This window comes from Albibacterium profundi, from assembly GCF_042159835.1.
Classification (GTDB): Bacteria; Bacteroidota; Bacteroidia; order Sphingobacteriales; family Sphingobacteriaceae; genus Albibacterium; species Albibacterium profundi.
This window is the reverse complement of the sequence record NZ_JBBVGT010000002.1, coordinates 1,882,494-1,906,822: the sequence shown is the minus strand read 5'-3', so window position 1 is coordinate 1,906,822 and position 24,329 is coordinate 1,882,494. Positions and strand designations below refer to the sequence as shown.

Sequence of the window (24,329 nt, the reverse complement as noted above, 5' to 3'; positions counted from 1 at the left end):
AAATTAATGAATACACTTATCGGCGTTGGAGTTGCCTTAGTTACTCCATTTGATGAAAATAATAAGGTTGATTTTGATACGTTAGGACGGCTGATTGAATTTCAGATAGAAGGAGCGGTAGATTACTTAGTAATATTAGGTACCACTGGAGAAACTGCTACTTTATCGATGAATGAAAAGAAAGAAATCTTTAGCTATGTAGCAAAGAAGGTAAACGGCAGGATTCCTCTGGTAGCGGGAATCGGCGGCAACAACACTGGAGAGTTGCTAAATAGCATAAACGAAATTGACTTATCGCCCTATGCAGCCATCCTCTCCGTGAGCCCTTATTATAACAAACCGACGCAGGAGGGAATTTATTTGCATTATGCCGCTATAGCTGAAGCAACGAATACACCTATTATTATATATAATGTACCGGGCCGAACAGGCAGCAACGTAAATGCCAAGACTATTGTGCGCTTAGCTAATGATTTCGATAACATCGTCGGAGTTAAAGATGCTAGTGGAGACTTCGAACAATACAATATGATTATGCGGGAGAAACCAGCTGGCTTTCATCTAATATCAGGTGACGATGCAAATTTTCTACCGATGGTCTCCTTAGGAGCTGTTGGTTTGATATCAGTTGCGGGGAACGCTTTCCCTAAAGAAATTAAGCAACTGACGGACTTTGCTTTAGAAAATAGGTGGAGCGAAGCCAGAGTGATCCATTTTGCATTGAGTCCGCTATTTGAATTATGCTTCACGGAAAGCAATCCGGCTGGAATTAAAGCGATTCTAAATCAGATAGGAAAGTGTTCTGAACGAACAAGACTGCCACTGATCCCAGTAACGGAACCTACGCGACAGCAGATTAAACAAGAGGTAGAACAACTTAAAAATAAGAAAGGTCAATCGTAATGATTGACCTTCTTATTTATTAATTTCTTATTTTCCAGCGTTCTTAGCTTCTTGAATTTTCAAACGAAGTTCTTGTGAAAGATTCTTCAACTCTTGAAGACCTTTTCTTACACGTGTACCTGCAGCGCTATTTCCTTTGTTAAAAAACTTATCTGCATCAGGTTCTAGTCCTTCTAAAAGACTTTTTAATTCATTGAATTTTTCGATACTTGCCATAATTAATTACTCCTTTTAAATTTATAAATTAAGTTAATAATGAATGTATGCCTAAAAGTAGAATCTTTTTTCGAAAAAAAAAACTAAAAACGCTATAAATTACATTAAAAATCGCTTTTTCTTTACGTAGACACTACATTTTGCTGTTTATAGTATCCTTGTTTCAATTTTTCACTAATCTCGGTATAAGCTTCTAGTGTTCTTTGAACGTCTTCTAAGGAGTGAGTTGCAGTAGGAATCATACGTAGTTCTATCTGCCCTTTCGGAATAACCGGATAAACTACGATCGAACAGAAAATCCCATAATTCTCTCTCAAATCCATTGTCAGTGAAGTTGCTTCAGTTAAATCACCTTTTAAGAATACCGGCGTGATAACTGTATTGGTATCACCGATATCAAATCCTCGCTGACGTAGGCCGTCCTGTAGAGCTCTTGCAATCTCCCATAACTTCTCACGAAGCTCAGGATGATTCCTTAAGAGTTCCAGACGCTTTCTCAAACCAATAACCATTGGCATCGGTAATGATTTAGCAAAGGTCTGCGAACGCATATTATAACGAAGGAATGTAACAATTTCCTCTTTTGCGGCCACAAAAGCACCAATACCAGCCATAGACTTAGCAAACGTACCGAAATAGATATCTACCGCCTCATTACAATCTTGCGCTTCATGTGTTCCCGCTCCTGTTGCACCCATTGTTCCAAAGCCATGCGCATCATCTACCAACATTCGAAAAGGAAACTCCTTCTTAAGCTCGCCAAGTTCTTTTAATTTACCTTGAGCACCAGACATACCGAATACTCCTTCTGTAATCAAGAGTATACCTCCTCCGGTCTGTTCAACTAGTTTTGTTGCACGTTCTAGCTGCTTCCGGCAACTCTCTATATCATTGTGCTGATAAACAAAACGTTTACCCATGTGCAAGCGCACTCCATCAATAATACAAGCATGAGACTCAGCGTCGTAAACAATTACATCGTTTCTATCAACTAACGCATCAATAATGGAAACCATTCCTTGATAACCATAGTTTAACAGAAACGCATCTTCCTTCCCAACAAACTCCGCCAACTCTTGCTCCAACATTTCATGCTGATTCGAATTACCAGACATCATTCTAGCCCCCATCGGATAAGCCAGACCATACTCAATTGCGCCTTGTGTATCCGCTTCCCTGACTTCAGGGTGATTGGCCAGTCCCAAATAATTGTTAAGACTCCACACCAAATGGTCCTTTCCTCTAAAGATCATATGTGGGGCAATCTCTCCCTCTAGTTTAGGAAAAGAAAAATACCCGTGCGACCATTTATGGTGTTGGCCAAGAGGTCCCAGGTTCTTTGATATCTTCTCAAATAAATCCAAAGTATAGTTATTTTTTGTTAATACAATATAAAAATTCTGTACAAATATAGGTTTTTTTAATCAAAACATCCGAGCCGGACGGCTCCGGAAAAAAAACCTGTCATAAAGAAAAGAATGACAGACAAAAAAAGCCGTGAATACATCACAGCTTTTTTTGTCTTAGGTATTCTAGCTGCTTAGTCTACATTGTCATGCAGAAAGCTATTATTTGGGCGTATCCCCGTTTCATCGTTATCACCGTCTTTTGACAAGGTAAATCGAGACACGTGCGACTCTGACGAATGGACAACGTTTTCTAATGCCATTTGCTTTCTCTTATAAGCTGGTTCATTTTCGATTTCTTGCAAACCACTAGCAGAACGCAATTTAATACCTAAATCCCGTAAACGTAAAATTCGTTCTTTAGCCTTTCTTAACTGTTCTTCAACCGACTCTTCTGTTCTGTCAGCATCGGGATTTGCTATCCTTCGCTCCGACTCAACAGGTGCACGATGTGCTTGTTGCAGCTCTTCTTTTTCTTCAGTTTCCTTTGGAATGTCAAAATAAAACTGCGTTTCGCTTTCCTTCAACACATACTCGTCATTTTTCGTCTCATCATCTTCGCGATCCTCTAAGTCCTCTTCAACTAAGGTATGTCGAACAATGGGACGCTCAGCTGATTCTGAATGAGGCTTTTTTGAAGAATGACTGAACAAGTCTGTTGGTGTCGCTTCTATCTTTTCGTTTTTAGGTGTAGCTAAATCAGCCTCGGCCGCTTTGATTTGCTGTTCGGCTTTTACATCCGAAGATGAAATATTCTCTGTTTCTTTAGCCGCGGTGTTAATCTGATTTACCGGACGCACTAAAGGAACCTCCTCTAAAGGAATTTCGATGCGCTGATTTTCTTTCTCTTTCAACCTGTCTTCTGCAGTTTGGAACCCGGTGGCAATAATCGTAACCGAGAGCGACTCTTCCAGCGTTTCATCCACACAATTACCCCAGATCAAATCGGCGGTCATTCCAGCTTGACTCTGAATAAAATCAGTTATGACTGAAACTTCGTCCATGGTTACTTCCTTCTGACCAGAAGTGATATTTAATAAAATATATCGAGCACCTTCAATTTCATTATCTTTTAATAATGGCGAAGCAAGTGCACCCTCAACTGCTTTCTGCGCACGATTTTCCCCTTCCGCTTTATCACTACCCATGATAGCTACACCGCTATCATTCATCACCGTACGAACATCTTTGAAATCCACATTAACATAACCCGGAATGGTTATAATTTCTGCGATACCTTTTGCCGCGGTAGTCAAAATATCATCCGCTTTAGCAAAGGCTGCACCCATCGTCAGGTTACCAAATATCTCACGAAGGCGATCGTTTGATATCACCAAGTAAGAATCAACGTATTTCTTCAGCTCTTCCAAGCCTTCCTCTGCTTGAATCTTTCTCCGTTTTCCTTCAAAAGTAAAAGGCGTCGTGACAATCGCAACCGTTAATATACCTAACTCTTTTGCTGCCTTCGCTAAGACTGGGCTTGCACCGGTACCCGTTCCACCGCCCATGCCTGCTGTAATAAACAACATTTTGGTATTTACACCGAGCATACGTTTGATATCTTCTATACTCTCGATCGCTGAATTTTCACCAACGTCTGGGTCAGAGCCTGCTCCCATCCCTTCGGTCAGACTCGACCCCAATTGAACCTTGTTAGGAATGGGGCTAAGTTCCAGCGCTTGTGCGTCAGTATTACAGATAATAAAATCTACTCCACTAATTCCTTGCCTGTACATATGGTTGACTGCGTTTCCACCGCCACCACCAACACCAATTACTTTGATAATCGATGCTTGCTCTTTAATCATTTCGAACTTTAATTCTGCCATATCAATTTATCATTTAACTCTCATCGAGCTCTGTACTATTTTTATTTCTATTCAGTTATTCTAATGTAATATTACCACTTTTCCACAACTCTTTTCAACAAACTCGGTGGTTGTTGAAAAATCGCCAAATGTGGAAAACCTAGCGTGTATAATCTTTATCGTCAACGTTGATATTTGTATCATCGTTAATGAATTTTACAAGTGTATCCAGAAAACCGAAACGCTTGCGTTTCCCTTCTGAAATACCTGCAATATCCAACTTGCCTTTTTCTTCGTCTGAATCCGAATGATACTCGGCCGTCTCGATACCCTTTATCAAAAGACCAATACCGGTCGCATAAAGTGGGCTCTTTAATTCTTCAAAAACCTTTTTCGGCAACTCTTCATTCTTTGCTAGATGCTCGTTCGGGAAGCCGACACGACAGTCCAATCCAGTTACATATTCTACCAATTGCACTAAGTGCTTTAATTGCCCACCGCCTCCGGTAATGACAATACCGCCAATTAGCTTGCGTTCGTACCCAGAAGATTTAATTTCATAATAAACATGTTCAATAATTTCCTCCATACGGGCTTGGATAATATAAGCCAGATTCTTAACCGAAATCTCTTTGTGCTCCCGTCCTCGTAAGCCCGGCACACTGATAATTTCGTTGTCTCGATTCTCATCCGCTAGAGCCGACCCGAAGCGTATTTTCAATAATTCCGCTTGGTTTCTCAATACGGAGCAACCTTGTTTAATATCTTCAGTTACAATATTCCCACCCAAAGGTATGACGGCGGTGTGTCGAATAATCCCTTCGTGGAATATGGCAACATCGGTCGTTCCACCTCCGATATCAACAAGAACAACACCAGCATCTTTTTCATCTTCCCCTAAAACAGCTTCAGACGAAGCTAATGGTTCAAGAATCAGCTCTTGTGCTTCCAAATTTGCTTTTGTCACACATTTCTGGATATTTTTAACAGCACTAACATGCCCAGAAATTATATGAAAATTCGCTTCCATTCGTCGTCCGGCCATTCCAATTGGGTCTTTTATCCCTGGCTCATTATCAATCGTAAATTCTTGCGGTAAAACATGAATAATCTCTTCACCAGGAGGGAGGACTAGTTTATACATATCCTCCACCAGTTGCTCAATATCATTTCTTGAGATCTCAGTGTCATCTTTCCGGGTCAAAATACCCCGGTGCTGCAAACTCTTAATGTGTTGCCCCGCAATACCTACATGCACCACGTTAATATTGACATTTGACTGTGCACTCGCTATTTCGACGGCCTGAACAATACTCGACACCGTCTTTTGGATGTTGGCAACCATCCCCCGGTTCACACCAGATGATTCGGCATGTCCAACCCCCAGGACCTCAATCTTATTCGATCCACTGCGTCTTCCAACGGTTACACAAATTTTTGTCGTACCGATATCAAGGCCCACCACAATTGGAGCCTCATGCTTGGTTGTAACTCTTTTTTCCATACCTATTATTGATTAATGCTGTTATTTATATTATTATCTTCCTCCTTGATACAAACTATTTGATTCGAAAAACTGAGATTCACTCCTTTGTAAGTTTTCCATCCGACCTTCGGTATGATGTGCTTATAAAATAAACGGAGCTTCTCAAACTTTACATCGAGGGAGTCTGCGTCCCCTAAAATAATTTGATGGTCTCCTACCCTAGGTACCATTTCTATTTCACCTCTGTTATTTACATACAACTGCTCAACTTGAGCATCCCAGATTGAATCGCGTTTAACGAATTCTGCAACCGCATAGAGGCCTTCCAAAAGATCGGTCTGAAGACTATCCAATCCGTCACCGTAGGCTTCATTTATAAAACCATTCGCCACTAAAACATTCGGTGCGTAATGATTCGACAGAGGCATCTTAACACGGTTTTTATCTAGGTAAAAATCCTCACCCTTACGGTTAATCACACGCAATACCGCTTCACGCTGTTTGATTCTAACTTCCACCTTCCCGTCCATATCCATATTAACCAACGCATTCTCGATAAATGGAATCGATCGCAAGTCGGCCTCTATCTCATGAATAGGCAAGGATGCTAGTGTCCTTCCAACGATCTCACCATGCTTCTCCAAGATCAACTGATCAATATCTTCGCGTGCGACGAATGATTGTTCGCCTGGAATAATGACTACCAGATCGTGACATGCCAGATCATTACTTTTCACCGAAATGAAACTCATCAGAGCGAACAATCCGCCGAGGCTGACAATCCAGATGAAAAGCATCAATACTCTTTTCCAGCGTATATGTTTCAAACTTTTAAACATGTAACAATATCTCTTCAATCGGTTTAACCAAACGATCAATGTCACCTGCACCTACTGTGACAATCAACTCCGGCCGCTCCTGTTCAATGTACTTTAAAACTTCTTGAGGCTCCATCAAGAATTTCTCAGACAATTGCACTTTGTTAAGCAACCATTCAGAATCTACACCTACAATAGGCTCTTCCCTCGCTGGGTAGATTGGTAAAAGAATTAAACGATCGATCTTGTTACTGCTTAACACAGACGAAAAATCGTCAATAAAATCTCTTGTCCTAGAAAATAAATGCGGCTGGAAAATGACCGTCATCTTTCTATCAGAATAAATGCTATCCACGGCATCAAAACAAGCCTCTAGCTCCTTTGGATGGTGTGCATAATCATCAATATAAACATGCTGTTCATTCTTAACGATGTACTGAAAGCGTCTTTTAATTCCTTTAAAATTTGCCAGCGATTTTCTGATCAGATCATTAGGCACTCCATAAGCTTTCGCCGCTGCTATAGCAGCCACAGCATTTTCAACATTATGTCTGCCAGCGATTCCCAACAAAATATTGTCAATCTTTTCTCCACCTTGGTAATAATCAAAGTAGAAATCCGAACCTATAATTCTGATATTTGATGCATGAACATGTGAGCTCGAATTCAGTCCATACATCCAGTCAACCGGCAAGTCCACACCTTCGTGCACAATCCTGACACCAGTTTCTCTCACCTGTCCAATAAACAATCGAAACGACTCTTTTAGCTGATCATGACTTCCATAGATGTCTAAATGATCGGCATCCATAGAGGTTACTATCGCAATATCCGGATGCAAGGTCAGAAATGAGCGATCAAACTCATCTGCTTCCACGACCATAACGTCACTATCCGAAAACAGCGCATTGGTGTTATAATTTGTTGCTATCCCACCTAAAAACGCAGAACAAGAAAAACCGCTATCGGTTAGAATGTGAGCCACCATGGTTGACGTAGTTGTCTTACCATGCGTCCCCGCAACAGCAATCGTAAATTTCTTTGCGCTTAGCAAACCAAGAACCTCCGAACGTTTGTAAAGGGTATGCCCCGCCTCCCGAAGTTTGGCAACAATCTTCGAAGCCTTTGGTATCGCTGGGGTATAAATCACCAATGTCTCAGACAAATGGTGTAAAAACTGTTCGGGTATAACAGACTCTGTATCGTCATAGACAATAGAGATTCCTTCGTCTTGAAGTTGGCGAGTCAAGACCGTCTCAGTTTTGTCATAGCCGAATACAGCATAACCAAGATGATTAAAATAGCGAGCAAGCCCGCTCATCCCAATCCCCCCTATACCGATTAGGTAAACATATTTTATATTATCGATATCCATTCTTGTCTGCTAACTTTAAAACCTCTTTTGCTATAACTACATCTGCATCTACAATTGCCATTTTCTTGATTTCAGTTACCAAACGCTCGCACAACTCCCTATCTGAAATCAAATCGATCACCTGGTCAAATAACTCTTCTTCGGCTCGACTATCTGACACCATAAGTGCGGCACCCCGGTTTACAAGCGATTTCGCATTCACAGTCTGGTGATCTTCAGCCACATTGGGCGAGGGCACCAAGACAACAGGTTTGCCTACCACACATAATTCCGAAATCGTCCCCGCACCAGCTCTCGAAACAATCACATCAGCTGCGGCATACGCGTAATCCATCCGCTCCATAAACGGATAGATTTTTATATATGAACGGTAGCGCTCTTCAACTTTTTCACGATACGATTCGAAGTAGTATTTCCCACATTGCCAAATCACTTGTAAGTTTTGTTCGACTATCCTGTCGATCGCACCAAAAACACTTTTATTCATCGTGTCGGAGCCGAGACTTCCACCAACGACTAAAACTGTTTTTCGATCTGCTGATAAGTCAAAATAATCTAATGCTTCGTATCGCTTACCTTCGATGGCAACCGACTCTTTGCGAATTGGATTTCCTGCCAATACAATTTTCTCATTCGGAAAGAACCGGTCCATATTCTCAAAAGCAACGAATATCTTTTCAGCTTTCTTTGCTAGTCGCTTGTTCGTTACCCCAGCGTACGAATTCTGTTCCTGAATAATATAAGGAACCTTCATCGTCCCGGCCGCGTGTAATAAGGGACCAGAAGCATACCCACCGACACCGACAGCCATATGAGGCTTGAAATCTCTTAATATCTCCTTTGCTCGCCATAAACTTTTTAGCAATTTCACTGGTAGTTTTAAATTCTTCAATAAAGACGATCGATTAAAACCCTGAATATCGAGGCCGATAATTTGATATCCAGCTGCGGGTACTCGCTCCATCTCCATTCGACCCAGTGCACCAACAAACAGAATTTCAGTATCAGGCGCTATGCGTTTCAAAGCATTCGCTATGGAAACCGCTGGAAATATATGTCCACCGGTACCTCCTCCACTGATTATAATTCGCTTGCCATTCATACTTTTATCCCATGGCCGGAATTTCACCGACAATTACTTTTTTTGTTGATTCTGACCTCACTTCTTCGATATTTCTACTCACGCTTAAAATAATTCCTAATGCAATGCTTGTAAAGAGAATGGATGTACCACCCATGCTTACCAACGGCAAAGGCACACCGGTAACGGGACCTAAACCTACGGCTACTGCCATATTCGCCAGTGCTTGTATGGTCAAACTGAACCCCAGTCCCGCAGCCAATAAGGCACCAAAAGCCTTTGGACTTTGCGTAACGATTCGTATACACCGATACATAAAAACGATGTACAGGGAAACGAGAATTACTCCACCCAATGCGCCGTATTCTTCCACGATAATGGCAAAAATAAAATCGGAATACGGATGCGGTAACACATTTCTTTCGGTACTGTTACCCGGTCCCTTTCCGAAGAAACCGCCAGTCGCAATGGCTATCTTCGCATGATCTGATTGATAGGATTTATCTGTATCTGCCTCGCCTCCTTTTATATAAGTGTTAACACGCGATATATAGGTTTCCTTACGTGGTCCTACAAAGATCACAAGTAACAAAAGAAGTCCGCCACCAAAACAGACTAAGGCAATTTGCTTCAGACTGATACGACCTATAATCAGCAACAAGATACTCACACCAAAGAGCATCAAAGCCGTTGAAAGATTTGCCCAAGCTATCAGCACAAAAACGATACACACCGAGCCCATTACAGGTATAAAGCTTTTTTTGACATCTTTAATGTTACCCTGCTTACGTGTTAACATCCGAGCCAAAAAGGTAATCAATGCTAATTTGGCTAGATCTGATGTCTGGAAGGTCTGATTGATCACCGGAATGGTAACCCAGCGGTTCGCATCATTAATGGATTCTCCAAAAATCAATGTATACAGCAAAATGGGTATGGTGACAATCATCAATATCTTTGAAATACCTGCGTAGTACCTATAATCCAGTAAATGAGAGAAGTACATCAAAGCAAAGCCGCCTATAATCATCGATACGTGCTTAATCAAATAAACCTCCGAAGCCATGCCATTTTTGTACGCAAGTGTTCCTACCGAGCTATAGACAGCAAGCATCGACCATAAGGATAGAATGATAACAATAATCCAAATCCACCGATCGCCTTTTAATTTGCTAAAAACCTTATTTACCATGGACTTATTTTTTATAGGTCACGAACAGCACTTTTAAACTGATCTCCCCGATCTTCATAGTTCTTAAATAAATCAAAGCTCGCACAAGCAGGTGATAAGAGTACCGTATCGCCTTTTTTCGCTAGATGATAGGCCATCGATACGGCATCCTGCATATTAGCCGTATTCACCATAATCTCAGTGTCATCGCTAAAAGCCTCATGAATCCGTTGGTTATCTTCACCAATACAAACAATAGCTCTAACCTTTGTGCGTACTAAGTCTTTCAAAATATGATAGTCATTCCCTTTATCAACCCCACCCATAATAAGCACGACATCTCCGGGCATACTTTCTAGGGCGTACCAAACCGAGTTGACATTTGTCGCTTTTGAATCATTGATAAAATTGACACCGCCAATCTGCGAAACATGCTCTAACCTATGCGCAATGTTTTGGTATTCGCCCATACTCTCACGTATAGACTCATTCCGTAATTCCAAAACCTTGGCAACAATTCCGGAAGCCATGTTATTATAGACATTGTGTTTGCCTTGGAGGGCTAATTCGTTGATAGACATATCAAATGTATCTTGATTTAAAACTTTTATAACTATATTATGATCCATATCCACATAAGCACCTTCAACTAGCTCGCCTTGCTGCGTAAATGGATATTTCTGTGCAGGTGTAGTATAACTATCCAACCTTTTCATAATTTCTTCATCATCCTGATTAAAGATGAATACACCACCTTGATCTTGGTTCTGAATAATCTTGAATTTCGACTTCGCATAATTCTCCATTTTATAGTCGTAGCGATCCAAGTGGTCTGGAGTTATATTCAATAAAACGGCAATGTCGATTTTCATCTGCTTTATATCGTCGAGCATAAAGCTGCTAATTTCAAGCACATAATAATCATGCTTTTCATGTGCCACTTGCTCGGCAAAACTCTTTCCTATATTTCCTGCTAAGCCAACATTCAAACCGGCCTGTCGTAAAATAAACCAAGTCAACGTAGCCGTAGTGGACTTACCATTCGACCCAGTAATACAAATCAACTGAGCGTCGGTATATTGTGAAGCAAACTCAATCTCTGATAAGATATCAATCTCAGCTTCTTTAACTTTTTTAACAATTGGCGCCGTCTGCGGGATACCCGGACTCTTTATGACGATTTGCGATCCTAGTATCACCAGCTCATTATGTCCGTCCTCTTCGTAAGGAATCTTATATTCATTTAAGCGCGCTTTAAAGGCAAGAGGAATAGCTCCATAATCAGAAACAAAAACGTCATAACCCTTCCGTTGAGCTAAGATAGCTGCTCCCACACCGCTCTCACCCGCTCCCAAAACGACCAGTTTTTGTTTATCGATATTATTCCTCAATTCTTCCATTAACGTACCTTTAACGTCACAATAGTTATGATTGCCAAAAGAATGCCTGCAATCCAGAACCGGGTCACAATCTTTGATTCATGATAGCCCTTTTTCTGGAAATGGTGATGAAGAGGAGACATCAAAAAGATGCGTATCCCTTCACCATATTTTTTCTTCGTATACTTAAAATAAGATACCTGCATAATCACAGACACCAGCTCAATTAAAAAGACACCGCATAAAACAGGAATCAAAAGCTCCTTTCTAATCATGATGGCAAATGCAGCGATGATCCCGCCTATGGCTAAACTACCTGTGTCCCCCATGAATACTTGCGCCGGATAAGAATTATACCACAGAAAGCCTACACAAGCACCGACAAAAGCACCGGCAAAGACCACTAGTTCACCCGAGTTGGGGATATACATAATATTTAAATAATCGGCGAAAATCGTATTTCCAGACACATAGGCAAGTATCGCGAGTGTAATTCCGATAATTGCCGACGTGCCAGCAGCCAAACCATCGACACCGTCGGTGATATTAGCTCCATTCGAAACGGCGGTGACTATAAATACGACGACCACTAAAAACAAAGGAAAAACAAACTTTCCGGCAGGCACACCCAGAATGGTCAGTACATTCCCGTAGTCAAATTCATTTTCTTTATAGAAAGGAACGTTGGTGACGGTCGACTTCACGTCTTGCGTATAATAGGTGCGACCGCTGTTTGATACCTGTTTTGTTAGGTCACCTTCGTTCAGCTCGGTCACTTTGTTCACCGGCACTTTCTGACGCACCAAAATATCTGGATGGAAGTGCATCGTGCATGCGATGATAATCCCAAGACCTACCTGTCCTATAATTTTAAATCTTCCAGCTAATCCTTCTTTGTTCTTCCTAAAAACCTTGATGTAGTCATCTAAGAATCCAATTGCGCCCATCCAGATGGTTGTAACGATCATTAGAATAACATAGACATTTTCTAATTTTGCAAAGAGAATGGTAGGTACTAGAATACCCCCAAGAATAATCAAGCCACCCATCGTTGGTGTTCCCTGCTTAGCGCTCTCGCCTGCCAGACCCAGATTACGAACCGTCTCACCCACTTGTTTATTGTGTAAAAGACGGATCAACCGACCACCGTATACGGTGGTTATCACTAAAGAGACAATTACAGCCATAGCCGTACGAAAGGAAATGTAATTAAACAATCCTCCTGCGGGTATATGAACGTATTGTTCAAGATATTGAACCAAATAATATAACATAAACTATTGTTCGTTAAATGTCTCTATTAAAATTTCCTTATCATCAAAATGATGTCTTATTCCATGAACTTCCTGATAGGTTTCATGTCCTTTACCAGCTACCAGTATCACATCATTAGCTTGAGCTAAATGACATGCAGCTCGAATCGCTTCTCTGCGATCGGAGATAGTAAAGGTTTTTCGCCTTCCTGCATCCGAAACTCCAATTTCCATATCCCGAAGAATCATCGCGGGATCCTCTGTACGAGGATTATCCGACGTCAGAATAACTTTATCACTCAAGTCGACCGCCACCTTGGCCATCACCGGCCGCTTTGTTTTATCGCGATCACCGCCACACCCAACAACGGTAATAATCTGCTCCGAACCTTTTCGCAATTGCTGAATGGTGGTGAGTACATTCTCTAATGCATCGGGCGTATGCGCATAATCCACAATGGCAATCCTTCCGTCGCTAGATATCTGAGTGTCGAAACGTCCTGCCGCTCCGGATAAACGGCTTAAGACCGTGAGCACACGCTTATGGTCCTGCTCCAATAGCATAGCTGTAGCGTAAACTGAAATAACATTGTAAGCATTGAACTTCCCTACTAGTTTCACCCATACTTCATCACCTTCAACGTTCAAAAGCATACCGCTAAAATGACTTTCAATCAACTTCGCGTTATAGTCAGCTAGGTTTTTAAGCCCATAGGTTTTTCTATAAGCACGTGTATTCTGCAACATAACCATCCCGTTCTTATCGTCTACATTTGTTAACGCAAACGCCGATTTCGGGAGGAGGTCGAAAAACGTCTTTTTTGCTTTAATATATCGATCAAACGTACCATGATAATCTAGGTGGTCATGTGTTATATTCGTAAAGACCCCGCCAGAAAATGAAATACCAGCTATTCTGTTTTGGTCGATAGCATGTGAGCTGACCTCCATAAAGCAATAATCGCAACCCTCGTTCACCATCTTGTCTAATAATTTATTCAGATTGATGGGATCGGGAGTCGTGTGACTCGCACTTAGAATCTCTGAACTGATGCGATTATGAACAGTAGACAGTAAGCCTGTACGATATCCAAGTCCCTCAAACAGTTGATATAGTAGTGTGGCGACAGTTGTCTTGCCATTTGTTCCTGTAACTCCTACCAACTTAATTTTTTGGGAGGGCCGATCATAATAGTTATGAGAAATGATACCGAGGCTCTCTGCAGAATTAGCAACAACCACATAAATAATTCCCCTTTTTAGTACTTCTGGTAGTTTTTCACAAATGACCACTGCCGCCCCATTGTCGATTGCCTGATCTATATAAAGATGCCCGTCAGTAGCTACGCCCTTCACAGCAACAAACAAGTCACCTTCCCCGACATCTCGCGAATCAAAATGAACATCACGCACCGCGAAGTCCAACGATCCCTCTAAGTGAAGGACGTCTATGTCGGTCAATATGTCAGTTAACTGTTTCATTTTAAATCAATTGAAATCGACAAATTATCTGTCAATTGCTGCCCGGCTGCTAAAGATTGATTTACAACCTTACCTTTACCATTTACTGATACCTTAAACCCGGCATTCCCCAAAACATATAAAGCATCTTTCAGCCCCATACCAATCAAGTTTGGAACTTTCCCCCTCACAGCCTCGGTATCATTATAGGCGACAAGCGTAGAATCTTTGGAAGCCGGTTTACTAATATCAAATTCCTGATATAGCGTTTTTGCCGCCTCCAATGAACCAGCCTTGGTTTCAGGAGATACCGACGCCTGCATCAGTTGCGAGCCAGCCACACCTTGATACATATCCATGTCGCTTGCGTAAATCCGTTGCGCAACCTCACTGAATACAGGCCCAGCTACGCTAGCTGCATAATATCCGTTCCGAGGGTTCTGAACGACAACAATCATCGAGTACTTAGGGTCATTCGCTGGAAAATAACCAGCAAACGAGGCTTGATACCTCCTTCTTCCCCTATATCCTGCAGAGCCATCAGCCATTTGCGCTGTACCGGTTTTCCCGGCTATTTTAAATAGCGAATTTTTCAAGCCCTTACCCGTCCCGTGCTCTACAGCACCTAAGAGCATATCTTGTAAAGCATTTATTGTTTTCTCTGATGCAATCGACTCATCTATTACGCGTGCATGGTAACGTTCGATTGTATTGCCTAAACGACGGATTTCCTTAACAAAAAGTGGACTAAGCATCAGTCCATCGTTTGCAACTGCATTATAAAAAGTCAGCATTTGCAGAGGTGTCATCAGTAGTTCGTAACCATAAGACATTTGAGTCAGTGATAGTCCGCTCCAAGTTTTTGAATCTGGCGTTTTAATTAAAGGCTTGCCTTCACCAGGGAACTGCAAGCCCAATTTCTCGTTCAAATGCAATTCATGTAGCCCGCGCGTAAATGCAGCCGGACTATCGTTATAATAAGTATGGATTAGCTTGGTTACAGCTGTATTCGAGGATACTTCGAAAGCTCGCTTCACACTAATTTCCCCATAGCCGCCGTGCTTCGAATCACGATGCGCCTTGCTATACACTCTAAAAACACCGTTTCCTGTATCGACAATATCTCCTGTATCAATCTTTCCGTCTTCCAACGCAACCAAGTAAGAGGCCAACTTAAAAGTTGACCCCGGCTCAGCACTCTGCGCAATAGCATAGTTAAACTTCTCTTCGTACACACCTTCTTTTACCCGAGTATAATTGGCAATTGCCCGAACTTCGCCGGTTTTTACTTCCATGACAATAACACAACCGTTATCCGCGTTGCTCTCAATCAGCTGGCGCTCAAGCGCACTTTGTGCGATATCCTGCATGCGGATATCAATGGTTGAGATAATATCTGCCCCGTCGACAGGCGCGACATCCATATCTGGGTTTACCGGCATCCAAACGCCCCCTGCTATACGTTGCACTAAGCGCTTTCCGCCTTTCCCATCGATATAATTAGCGTACGCCCCTTCTAAGCCAACCGGCTGCACATTCTCATTCTTGTATCCAATCGTCCGCTTAGCTAAATTATCAAAAGGCAATACCCTCTTATTTTTTTGCTCGGCAATCATTCCACCTGCCATGTAACCCAAATTGAAGATGGGGAATGTCCGCATCTTCTTCATCGACTGATAGCTTACATCCCTTTTGATTAAGAAGTAACGGTTCTTATCACTTCTCGCCCTACGTAATGAGCGTGAATATTGAGCGGGCGATTTGTCTTTAAAGAAATCAGAAAGCGCACGAGCCAAAGAATCTACTTTTGAATAGAAAACATCATCTAGTTCAATACCCGGAGCATATAAATCCATTCGAATATCATACTCTGGAACGGAGGTGGCTAGAAGACTTCCATCCACCGAATAGATGTTTCCACGCGCAGCTTCCACATCAACGTATCGTGTAGACAAACTGTCTGCCATAGCGGCCCATTTTTCACCATGAACCAATTGAACAGTAAACATTTTGTACAACACGGCGATTGCTATCAACACCATAATTCCAAAGGAAATATAGGCTCTGAGTAGTATGTCAGTTCTGATATTCATCTCACCTACGTTATATTTCTCTATTTATCGGTTTCTTTTTTAATTACAATTTTTCTAGGCGGAACAACTAGCTCCTTCAACCCTACGGTATCAACCAACTTAAGCACTTCGGACTGTGTACTCCGCAGCATTAGGTCGGCTTTCAACGTTTTAAACTCCCAGCTCATGACCTTCACCTCTTTGCTTAGACTCGATATTTTACGAACGGTATTTTCTGCATAGTGCCTGTTCGCTATATATATCACGCCCAAAAAGGCTATGAACAAAATAAACGGAAGATTATTAACTATACTCAATGAAGACAAACCACCCACAGACAAGGCCTTCCGCACAAAATCTTCTGATGCATTTGCCTTTTCTTCAACAGAGTCTTGTATCTCCTGTTGCATCTTTTCGGTCAATGGTTCATTCTTCTTGTAAGTATTTGCCATAACTAAATCTTTTCAGCGATCCTTAACTTAGCACTCCTTGCACGATTGTTTCCTTCAATCTCTTCGGCAGATGCAACGATTACCTTCCTGTTGACTGCACGCAATGGTTTTATCTCATTTCCGTAAAAATCCTTTTCCACCTCTCCTTTAAATTTACCTTTGGCAATAAAGTTTTTCACCAAACGATCTTCAAGTGAATGATAGGACATCACGACCAATCGTCCTCCCGCCCTCAGTATCGCAGCCGACTGCAGCAAAAATGCTTCTAACGCTTGCAATTCTTTATTTACTTCAATGCGCAGCGCCTGGAAGACCTGTGCATAGTATTTGTTTTCTCGTCGTTTCGGAACAATTGTTTCAATAGCTTCTTTTAGTTGAGCCACCGTCACAATTGGTTCAACCGTCCGTGCAGATACCAGTACACGTGCTAACGTTCTTGCGTTTTGTATTTCACCATACATCCCAAAAATCCGATGAAGGTCTTCTTCTGCATAATTATTGACAATATCACGAGCGTTCAGCGTTCCAACCTGATCCATACGCATATCTAAATCCGCATCGAATCGCGTCGAGAAACCTCGCTCCCGCTCATTAATCTGATGTGAAGAAATCCCCAAATCAGCTAAAACTCCATCAATTTCAGACACCCCATGAACGCGCAGATTATTCTTCATAAAGCGAAAGTTCTGATGAATCAATCTAAAACGATCATCTTGCAATGAATTGGATATAGCATCGGGATCCTGATCAAAAGCATACAATCTCCCGTCAGGGCCTAATCGCTTTAAAATCTCACGCGAATGCCCGCCCCCACCGAAGGTCACGTCAACATACACCCCGTTCGGTTTAATATCAAGTGCGTCGACGCACTCAGTTAACATTACCGGTATGTGGTAATCATTGCTCATTTTCCTTCCTCCTCAAATTTCCCATAACCTCTTCGGCCAACGAAGCGAAATCATCCCCTTCATCCTCCCATTGTTCATCATAATTGGCCTTCGACCAAACTTCTATTTTATCAAACTGACTAGCCAAAACCACTTCAGAAGTAATTCCAGCATAAGCTTGTAGCGATTTCGGAATCAATACCCGTCCCGCCGCATCCAAACTCAACTCGGTAGCTCCGCGCATAAATTTGCGAATGAACTCACGGCTTTTTCTTTCAAACTGATTAAGCCTACTCAACTCATCCATGATTTTATTCCACTCAGAACGAGTGTAAATCACCAAATGCTCCTCCAGGCCTCGGTTCACAACAAGTCCCTCCCGCTCAACATCAGGCATTTGCCTTTTGAGGGCAGCAGGCAACACCATTCTACCTTTGGTGTCTAACTTGCATTCATATTCTCCTAGGAAGTAACTCATTTGTCGACAAAATCTACTAATCAAATGTAAAAGTATGAAATTCTTCCACTTTCTCCCACTTTCCCCCACAAAAAAGTTTTCCACACCACATTTTGCGCATTTGTTGCTCTTTTGCAGGAAAACGACCCTATATCGATGTAACAAGAAGAGCCGCTGAGAACTTCCAAACAACAAGTTCCGTTTTTTATAACTCGCGACTCATCGTATACAACTATAAATAACTGACTCTAGAAAAACACTAGATTAACAGTAGTAATACACTCCTCAAACAGTCCTTTTATCAGGGTGGGATGACTGCTTAACCACTGCTTGACCACTGCTTGACCACTGCTTAACCACTGTTCGTCTCGCAAAAGTTAAAAACATTCACTGTCGCGATATTCACTAATCCACATTGGTGATTGGCAGGTCACGACCAATCGACAAGCGATAACCATAAAAAAGGACTGCCCTTTTTCCTAGTTACGGAAAAAGGGCAGTCCTTTTTATTAATTATTTGTATACCGAATACCTGAATTCTACGAGTCAGATAAGATCCAGCTTACGAGATAGCTTTTACACCAGGTAGTTCTTTACCTTCCATGTACTCCAATAAGGCGCCTCCACCGGTGCTCACATAACTCACATGTTCAGTCATCTTAAATTTAGCAATTGCCGCGGCCGAGTCTCCGCCACCGATTAACGAAAATGCTCCACGCTCAGTTGCAGCCACGATAGCACTGGCAACGGCACGCGTTCCTTTCGCATAACTATCCATCTCGAAAACCCCCATTGGCCCATTCCAGAGTATCGTTCTTGAAGCGCTAATAACTTCAGCAAAGTGCTCGGCTGATTCCGGACCAATATCTAAACCCATTTTATCCGCGGGAATCGTATTGTTAGGTCCAGCATAGTGCGGTGCATCATTTGAAAACTCATCAGCGATAATCGAATCGGTTGGCAAAATAAGATTAACATCATTTTCATCTGCTTTCTTCATTAACTCCAGAGCCAAATCCAATTTATCTAACTCAACCAATGAATTTCCAATCTCCCCACCCTGTGCTTTCACAAACGTATAAGCCATTCCGCCACCAATAATCAGGTTATCTACTTTACTCAAAAGAGCCTCGATCAGTTCCAACTTATCAGATACTTTTGCTCCACCCATAATGGCAGTAAACGGCCGGTCTGCCTCCTCCAATACCTTACGGGCATTCTCTAGTTCTGCAGCCATTAGATATCCAAAGTATTTATCGTTAGGGAAATAATCCGCAATGATAGCAGTCGACGCGTGCGCTCGATGTGCGGTTCCAAATGCATCGTTCACATAAATATCAGCCAACTCGGATAGTTTCTTAGCGAAATCTGCATCCCCCTTCGTTTCCTCTCCATAAAAACGAAGATTCTCAAGCAATAGAACCTCGCCTGGCTTCAATGCTGCCGCCTTTTCTTTCGCTTGCTCGCCAATACAGTCGTCCGCAAACTGAACCTGAACGTTCAATTCATCAGAAAGATGATTAACGAGATGTCTTAATGAGAACTTGTTCTCAGGACCGCTTTTGGGGCGACCTAAATGAGACATCAGAATCACGGATCCTCCGTCATCAAGTATCTTCTTAATGGTAGGCAATGCACCTTTTATGCGTGTATCATCGGTGATATTAAATTGTTCATCTAATGGCACATTAAAATCAACACGAATAAGTGCTTTCTTGCCTGCAAAGTTTACGTTATCTATTGTCTTCATTGTATTTTTCCCTTTATAAAATTAAAATTTACGCAACAAATTTAGAATAAATCAGGAGAGTTTCAAATTCAATTCATTTGCTTTAGCGAATCGATTCTGCTTAATAAATCGACCATCCGATTAGAATAACCATATTCGTTATCATACCAACCGACGACCTTCACAAGACCACCTACAACCGACGTAAGCAACGAGTCGAAAACACAGGAATAAGAGCTGTTGATAATATCAACTGAAACGACGGGATCTTCCGTGTACTTTAGGATTCCGTTTAAAGACGATTTCGAAGCCTCCTCAAAAACCGAATTTATCTCTTCAACGGTTGGTTGCTTCTTGAGGATGCAGGTGAAATCCGTCAATGACCCATTAAGCACCGGCACGCGGATTCCAGCACCTCCTAACTTATCTTTCAGATGCGGGAACACGCTGGTAATTGCTTTCGCTGCACCTGTCGTCGTAGGAATAATGGAAGCTGATGCTGCACGCGCTCTCCGCAAGTCACGATGCGGAGCATCGTGTAAATTCTGATCGCCCGTCATGGAGTGAACCGTCGTTATATAACCGTCAACAATTTCCCAGTTTTCGTCTAACACCTTAACCATCGGCGCCACATTGTTAGTCGTACATGATGCATTTGATATCAGGGATGCCGACAAGTCGACCGTTGAATCATTTACACCTAAAACCAATGTAGGAATTTCTGCACTCGGTGATGGTGCAGATACGATTACCTGATTTGCACCTGCAGTCAGATGCTTTTTGGCGTCTTCTTTCTTCGTAAAAAAGCCGGTCGCCTCCACAACAACATCAATATCAAGCTCTTCCCAAGGTAGCCGCGACGGATCTTTCTCATTTAAGACTTGTATTTTCTTACCGTTAATGATCATCTGCCCCTCCGTTTCATTCACCTCCCCATGAAAAGGCCCATGCACAGAATCGTATTTAAAGAGGTGCGTCAGCGTCGCAGCATCCGTCAAATCATTAATGGCGATAACCTGGATGTCTTCTTTTCGATAGATAAGCGTCCGCAAAGTATTCCTTCCAATGCGGCCAAAACCGTTAATTGCAATTCGAAGCATATATGATTATAAAATCTTACTAATAAAAAAATTTCTGATCTCGCCATTGAAACGAGTTTCGTTCTCTAGATTAGGAAGGTGGCCACACCCAGTGAGTTCCTGATAACGAACATCCGGAATCAGCTCCTCCATTTTTTTCATCTGTTCTATCGAGACAATCCGGTCCTCGCTTCCGCGCAAAAGCAAAACAGGTACCTGGATATGTCTTAAGGTATGAGTGGTATCAGTTCGAGATGCAAGTGCAAGTAGCGTTGCACAGATATTACGTTCATTATTTCTTCGAATCGAGCTCTTGACCAGGTCTACCACCTCCGTTTTGTTTGTTCGCGCCCTATCGGATAAAACCTTTTGGGCAAATCCTATTGAAAACGCTCTTTTTCCATTTTTTAAAACAGAATCTATCGTTGCAAACCGCTTAATTCGCCCTTCGTTTGAATCATCAAAAGAATGTGTATCACAAAATATCAGACCCCTGAACTTATCAGGCTGAAGTTCGTGAGCTCGCAACGCAATATAACCGCCCATGGAAACACCGCAAACAACAACAGAACCTACATTCAACCAATCGATAAAGGCGAGTAGATCTTTTGCAAACACATCTAAATTAAAATAACCGTGACCTGTAGTTGTGTTCCCATGTCCTCTAACGTCATAAGCAATGCCGCTCACACCATCCGGCAAATCTTCTAATTGTGGTTTCCATGTGTTTTTATTGAATGGGAAACCATGAATAAAGATTACTGTGGCCACCGCTTCATCTACTTCTTTTAACAAATAAGATATACTGATATCTCGTAATCTCACCTTTTTGCGCTTAACCTCACTCATATTTTGTCTAATTTATATCTCAGTTCACCTCTGTAGTAGAACGATAAAATTAACAAAAAAGCGTCAGGATCATCGGATTATATGCACAGAATAAAAAATAATGCAATATTTTATGAAAAAAATTTCTTCATGTAGAAATTGAATTATATCTTTGCGTTCCGATTCAGGACGCACTTGTAGCTTAACTGGATAGAGCACCTGACTACGGATCAGGAGGTTAGGGGTTCGACTCCCTTCAAGTGCACACATAACGCCCTTTACACATCGTAAAGGGCGTTTTTATTTAAACATTGTGCGGAAACTGTGCGGTTTTACATAAAAGCTTATTTTTAGGCAAAAAAATACCCTCACACTTTTGGTGCAAGGGTACCCTAAATAAAGAATTGCAATCGCAAAAAAACAATTCGTATAACTCTGACTCAAATATAGATCAATAATTCTTTGGGTGTTTATAAAAACAAGTATATTCACCCGATAAAACAAACTAACCATACTATGAGATTCCTTTATTCTGTTATTTTCCTGTTTGTGATCGCCGGCACGGGATGCAGCGAAAACAACATTGTTCCTGATCAAGAAGAAACTGAAGTAAGTCCATTTAAGGAAATAGAAGTAAAATATGGCATATCGATCAGTGATAACGAAGATATTGTAAAGTTGCTTAATGTAGTTGAATCCGGAACGACACTTTCCGTAAATTACCTCAAAAGCAACAATGAAATATCCGTACTGGTGTTCGATACAGAAAATAAAAGGGGACTTGGAAGGTTCAATTTGAACAAAGAATCGGTGATCGTCGGAGAGGACAGTTACAAGAAGGAATTAAAAGCGGTTGCTTTGATTATCAACAGACGTATGTCGGATTACTTATATGGGTATCTGTATTTTTCAGAAATTGGAAGCGTTGATATTGAAAGTTATCAATTGTTTTCAAGCAAGGTTAATTCCAATAAACCGATTTATAATAAATTGTTTGGTTCTGATTTTTATGGATGGGTTCCTTCAGGATATGCTTTTAGCGTATATAATTGGCATGACGATTATGTGTTGATAAAAAGCGATATTAGTCACCCTTCGACGAACAAAGGATACTATATTCTTGATAAGAACAATGAAATTATTATTGACGGATCAACTTACGAAGACTATCAAATCGGTCTTAACTCCAATGGAATTATTACTTACGATAAAACAGCCGTGATAATAAGCAACGGACTTTATATATACGATTTAAAAACAAACCAGTACCATCAAATCGACATTGACATAAAGGAAGGTGAACGGCTTGATATTGATAACATCGAACATGTATCAAATACAGCTGTGATAGACATCAGTCTAATAAATGGGTCAAAAGCAGATAAGCGTCAAATCATAGTTGACTTGGTTAGCTATAATGTTAAAACCTGATAACATTATAGCTAACTCCAACACCTAACGAAGGTCGAAATTTAAGTTCTCCATTCTGAATGGTAGGGTCTATAGTCCAACCGCCTATAATGCCGATACCCCAGGGTTTGGGCTTTACCGGAACTTCAACACGGAACCGGTCAATAGAATTTATGGTAAAATTGGTATCCGGTGAAGAAATATCTATGTAGTGCTTTGGGTTACCAAGCCCTAAAAAACCACCGGGTTCATCATAAGTCGCAATACGCAATTCTGCATCATATCCATAGGTCATTTTATAAAGTGTATCGACACTGGCATTAAGGTATTGCGAATTAAAATCAATCAAAACCCCTTTTTCTATATCTCCCTTAAGACCCTCGATCACGCCTTCCAAACGTCCGTTTATACGGGTTAAGTCCTTTATTTGTTTATTGAATTTAGCCTCATTGCCATCCGCCATTTTAAGCGCTAACACCATTGTGTCAAGCAATCCCTTGTTGATCGGAACCTGACCTTTCTTTAAGTCCGATCTTGTTACGATACGATCTTTAAATATGGTATGCTGAACGGTGTCAACTCTATCGACATACTTTTCGACAATTGTATTTGCCGTTTCAACTTGCGTAGAACGAAGCCGTTTATTTTCACTTTTTAAGCTTTTCGCATCCTGCCAAAGGCTAAAAGCTGTTATACACGCTCCAACAAGCAGTATAAACAGAAAAGTGCTGGTTATTGAACTTCTTTTTTTCATTTTAATATGTTTTTTATGGGCTGTGAAACTTCTTCACGAACCACACTATCAGTTTTTTCACTTTTTAAGCTGTCAATTTCTTTATCTTTACTTTCTATAATATCATTCTTTTCCATCAAGGCATTGGTTAGGTTAACATATCTATCCTGCCATTCCTTCTTTTCTTCATTGCAGTCTTCTTCCCTTGTGTCTTTCCGAGAGACGGAGAAAAACAACATCGAAATAAGTAAAGCTATCATTACCACTAAAGGGCGTTTTTCGATATCGTCTAACTTCCATGTTTTTAAAAATCTTAGTGGCATAA

22 protein-coding genes and 1 tRNA gene are annotated in these 24,329 nt (G+C 41.4%); 3 read left to right on the top strand and 20 right to left on the bottom strand.

Features of this window, described 5'->3' with window-relative positions; all coding sequences use genetic code 11:
* Window positions 1-6: 6 nt before the first annotated feature.
* Entirely contained in the window at window positions 7-903 is an 897-nt protein-coding gene (gene dapA, locus WKR92_RS10005; protein WP_375557689.1) for a 4-hydroxy-tetrahydrodipicolinate synthase, read from the top strand.
* A gap of 27 nt (window positions 904-930) precedes the next feature.
* Here the strand turns inward: dapA and WKR92_RS10000 are convergent, their stop codons facing one another.
* From WKR92_RS10000 to WKR92_RS09915, 18 genes are all read right to left on the bottom strand, one after another.
* On the bottom strand, window positions 931-1,119 hold the full coding sequence (locus WKR92_RS10000) for a BF3379 family histone-like protein (protein ID WP_375557688.1): 189 nt from the start codon (window positions 1,117-1,119) through the stop codon (window positions 931-933).
* Between the two features lie 122 nt (window positions 1,120-1,241).
* Window positions 1,242-2,483 carry an aminotransferase class I/II-fold pyridoxal phosphate-dependent enzyme gene (locus WKR92_RS09995; RefSeq protein WP_375557687.1) on the bottom strand — a complete coding sequence of 414 codons (1,242 nt, stop codon included), beginning with the start codon at window positions 2,481-2,483 and terminating at the stop codon, window positions 1,242-1,244.
* 176 nt (window positions 2,484-2,659) lie between these two features.
* A complete protein-coding gene (ftsZ, locus tag WKR92_RS09990; protein ID WP_375557686.1) occupies window positions 2,660-4,354 on the bottom strand; it encodes a cell division protein FtsZ in 1,695 nt (564 codons plus the stop codon).
* 139 nt (window positions 4,355-4,493) lie between these two features.
* Window positions 4,494-5,837, bottom strand: coding sequence for a cell division protein FtsA (gene ftsA, locus WKR92_RS09985; RefSeq protein WP_375557685.1), 1,344 nt, complete (start codon window positions 5,835-5,837; stop codon window positions 4,494-4,496).
* Between the two features lie 5 nt (window positions 5,838-5,842).
* Complete coding sequence (locus WKR92_RS09980; RefSeq protein WP_375557684.1) at window positions 5,843-6,658, bottom strand: cell division protein FtsQ/DivIB; 816 nt, start codon at window positions 6,656-6,658, stop codon at window positions 5,843-5,845.
* Entirely contained in the window at window positions 6,651-8,012 is a 1,362-nt protein-coding gene (murC, locus tag WKR92_RS09975; RefSeq protein WP_375557683.1) for a UDP-N-acetylmuramate--L-alanine ligase, read from the bottom strand. The genes WKR92_RS09980 and murC overlap by 8 nt, the downstream gene beginning before the upstream one ends.
* Entirely contained in the window at window positions 7,999-9,114 is a 1,116-nt protein-coding gene (gene murG / locus WKR92_RS09970; protein ID WP_375557682.1) for an undecaprenyldiphospho-muramoylpentapeptide beta-N-acetylglucosaminyltransferase, read from the bottom strand. The genes murC and murG overlap by 14 nt, the downstream gene beginning before the upstream one ends.
* A gap of 4 nt (window positions 9,115-9,118) precedes the next feature.
* Entirely contained in the window at window positions 9,119-10,285 is a 1,167-nt protein-coding gene (locus WKR92_RS09965) for an FtsW/RodA/SpoVE family cell cycle protein (RefSeq protein ID WP_375557681.1), read from the bottom strand.
* Window positions 10,286-10,296: 11 nt separating this feature from the next.
* On the bottom strand, window positions 10,297-11,664 hold the full coding sequence (gene murD, locus WKR92_RS09960; RefSeq protein ID WP_375557680.1) for a UDP-N-acetylmuramoyl-L-alanine--D-glutamate ligase: 1,368 nt from the start codon (window positions 11,662-11,664) through the stop codon (window positions 10,297-10,299).
* Window positions 11,664-12,917, bottom strand: a complete 1,254-nt coding sequence (gene mraY, locus WKR92_RS09955; RefSeq protein ID WP_375557679.1) for a phospho-N-acetylmuramoyl-pentapeptide-transferase — start codon at window positions 12,915-12,917, stop codon at window positions 11,664-11,666. Before mraY ends, murD begins: the two co-directional genes overlap by 1 nt.
* A 3-nt stretch (window positions 12,918-12,920) precedes the next feature.
* Window positions 12,921-14,378 (bottom strand): UDP-N-acetylmuramoyl-L-alanyl-D-glutamate--2,6-diaminopimelate ligase, encoded by a 1,458-nt coding sequence (locus tag WKR92_RS09950; protein WP_375557678.1) that lies wholly within the window; start codon window positions 14,376-14,378, stop codon window positions 12,921-12,923.
* Complete coding sequence (locus WKR92_RS09945) at window positions 14,375-16,450, bottom strand: PASTA domain-containing penicillin-binding protein (RefSeq protein ID WP_375557677.1); 2,076 nt, start codon at window positions 16,448-16,450, stop codon at window positions 14,375-14,377. The genes WKR92_RS09950 and WKR92_RS09945 overlap by 4 nt, the downstream gene beginning before the upstream one ends.
* A 20-nt stretch (window positions 16,451-16,470) precedes the next feature.
* Complete coding sequence (locus tag WKR92_RS09940; RefSeq protein WP_375557676.1) at window positions 16,471-16,881, bottom strand: FtsL-like putative cell division protein; 411 nt, start codon at window positions 16,879-16,881, stop codon at window positions 16,471-16,473.
* Between the two features lie 2 nt (window positions 16,882-16,883).
* Entirely contained in the window at window positions 16,884-17,789 is a 906-nt protein-coding gene (rsmH, locus tag WKR92_RS09935; RefSeq protein ID WP_375557675.1) for a 16S rRNA (cytosine(1402)-N(4))-methyltransferase RsmH, read from the bottom strand.
* Entirely contained in the window at window positions 17,779-18,246 is a 468-nt protein-coding gene (mraZ, locus tag WKR92_RS09930; protein ID WP_375557674.1) for a division/cell wall cluster transcriptional repressor MraZ, read from the bottom strand. Before mraZ ends, rsmH begins: the two co-directional genes overlap by 11 nt.
* A gap of 541 nt (window positions 18,247-18,787) precedes the next feature.
* On the bottom strand, window positions 18,788-19,975 hold the full coding sequence (locus WKR92_RS09925) for a phosphoglycerate kinase (RefSeq protein ID WP_375557673.1): 1,188 nt from the start codon (window positions 19,973-19,975) through the stop codon (window positions 18,788-18,790).
* A gap of 68 nt (window positions 19,976-20,043) precedes the next feature.
* Window positions 20,044-21,054: a type I glyceraldehyde-3-phosphate dehydrogenase gene (gene gap / locus WKR92_RS09920; protein ID WP_375557672.1), complete on the bottom strand. Its 1,011-nt coding sequence runs from the start codon at window positions 21,052-21,054 to the stop codon at window positions 20,044-20,046.
* A gap of 6 nt (window positions 21,055-21,060) precedes the next feature.
* Complete coding sequence (locus tag WKR92_RS09915; RefSeq protein WP_375557671.1) at window positions 21,061-21,882, bottom strand: alpha/beta fold hydrolase; 822 nt, start codon at window positions 21,880-21,882, stop codon at window positions 21,061-21,063.
* 170 nt (window positions 21,883-22,052) lie between these two features.
* Between WKR92_RS09915 and WKR92_RS09910 the strand changes: the two genes are divergently transcribed.
* Together WKR92_RS09910 and WKR92_RS09905 are read left to right on the top strand one after the other, a co-directional pair.
* Window positions 22,053-22,126: transfer RNA gene (locus WKR92_RS09910), tRNA-Arg, on the top strand.
* A 251-nt stretch (window positions 22,127-22,377) separates the two neighbouring features.
* Window positions 22,378-23,292, top strand: a complete 915-nt coding sequence (locus WKR92_RS09905) for a hypothetical protein (protein WP_375557670.1) — start codon at window positions 22,378-22,380, stop codon at window positions 23,290-23,292.
* Here WKR92_RS09905 and WKR92_RS09900 read toward each other — a convergent pair.
* Both WKR92_RS09900 and WKR92_RS09895 read right to left on the bottom strand, forming a co-directional pair.
* The gene (locus WKR92_RS09900) at window positions 23,282-24,025 is read right to left on the bottom strand and encodes a DUF6808 domain-containing protein (protein ID WP_375557669.1); all 744 of its coding nucleotides are present in this window, start codon (window positions 24,023-24,025) and stop codon (window positions 23,282-23,284) included. The genes WKR92_RS09905 and WKR92_RS09900 overlap by 11 nt on opposite strands.
* Window positions 24,022-24,327 (bottom strand): hypothetical protein, encoded by a 306-nt coding sequence (locus WKR92_RS09895; protein ID WP_375557668.1) that lies wholly within the window; start codon window positions 24,325-24,327, stop codon window positions 24,022-24,024. Before WKR92_RS09895 ends, WKR92_RS09900 begins: the two co-directional genes overlap by 4 nt.
* Window positions 24,328-24,329 lie beyond the last annotated feature (2 nt).

Bases quoted from the DNA above. Each gene is read 5' to 3' on its own strand.
- mraZ (WP_375557674.1), bottom strand. From the start codon at position 18,246: ATGAGTTACTTCCTAGGAGAATATGAATGCAAGTTAGACACCAAAGGT.
- WKR92_RS09945 (WP_375557677.1), bottom strand. From the start codon at position 16,450: ATGAATATCAGAACTGACATACTACTCAGAGCCTATATTTCCTTTGGA.
- WKR92_RS09980 (WP_375557684.1), bottom strand. From the start codon at position 6,658: ATGTTTAAAAGTTTGAAACATATACGCTGGAAAAGAGTATTGATGCTT.
- WKR92_RS09915 (WP_375557671.1), bottom strand. From the start codon at position 21,882: ATGAGTGAGGTTAAGCGCAAAAAGGTGAGATTACGAGATATCAGTATA.
- murC (WP_375557683.1), bottom strand. From the start codon at position 8,012: ATGGATATCGATAATATAAAATATGTTTACCTAATCGGTATAGGGGGG.
- mraY (WP_375557679.1), bottom strand. From the start codon at position 12,917: ATGTTATATTATTTGGTTCAATATCTTGAACAATACGTTCATATACCC.
- WKR92_RS09965 (WP_375557681.1), bottom strand. From the start codon at position 10,285: ATGGTAAATAAGGTTTTTAGCAAATTAAAAGGCGATCGGTGGATTTGG.
- WKR92_RS09905 (WP_375557670.1), top strand. From the start codon at position 22,378: ATGAGATTCCTTTATTCTGTTATTTTCCTGTTTGTGATCGCCGGCACG.
- dapA (WP_375557689.1), top strand. From the start codon at position 7: ATGAATACACTTATCGGCGTTGGAGTTGCCTTAGTTACTCCATTTGAT.
- murD (WP_375557680.1), bottom strand. From the start codon at position 11,664: ATGGAAGAATTGAGGAATAATATCGATAAACAAAAACTGGTCGTTTTG.
- WKR92_RS10000 (WP_375557688.1), bottom strand. From the start codon at position 1,119: ATGGCAAGTATCGAAAAATTCAATGAATTAAAAAGTCTTTTAGAAGGA.
- ftsZ (WP_375557686.1), bottom strand. From the start codon at position 4,354: ATGGCAGAATTAAAGTTCGAAATGATTAAAGAGCAAGCATCGATTATC.
- WKR92_RS09925 (WP_375557673.1), bottom strand. From the start codon at position 19,975: ATGAAGACAATAGATAACGTAAACTTTGCAGGCAAGAAAGCACTTATT.
- WKR92_RS09900 (WP_375557669.1), bottom strand. From the start codon at position 24,025: ATGAAAAAAAGAAGTTCAATAACCAGCACTTTTCTGTTTATACTGCTT.
- WKR92_RS09950 (WP_375557678.1), bottom strand. From the start codon at position 14,378: ATGAAACAGTTAACTGACATATTGACCGACATAGACGTCCTTCACTTA.
- rsmH (WP_375557675.1), bottom strand. From the start codon at position 17,789: ATGAGCAATGATTACCACATACCGGTAATGTTAACTGAGTGCGTCGAC.
- murG (WP_375557682.1), bottom strand. From the start codon at position 9,114: ATGAATGGCAAGCGAATTATAATCAGTGGAGGAGGTACCGGTGGACAT.
- WKR92_RS09895 (WP_375557668.1), bottom strand. From the start codon at position 24,327: ATGCCACTAAGATTTTTAAAAACATGGAAGTTAGACGATATCGAAAAA.
- gap (WP_375557672.1), bottom strand. From the start codon at position 21,054: ATGCTTCGAATTGCAATTAACGGTTTTGGCCGCATTGGAAGGAATACT.
- ftsA (WP_375557685.1), bottom strand. From the start codon at position 5,837: ATGGAAAAAAGAGTTACAACCAAGCATGAGGCTCCAATTGTGGTGGGC.
- WKR92_RS09940 (WP_375557676.1), bottom strand. From the start codon at position 16,881: ATGGCAAATACTTACAAGAAGAATGAACCATTGACCGAAAAGATGCAA.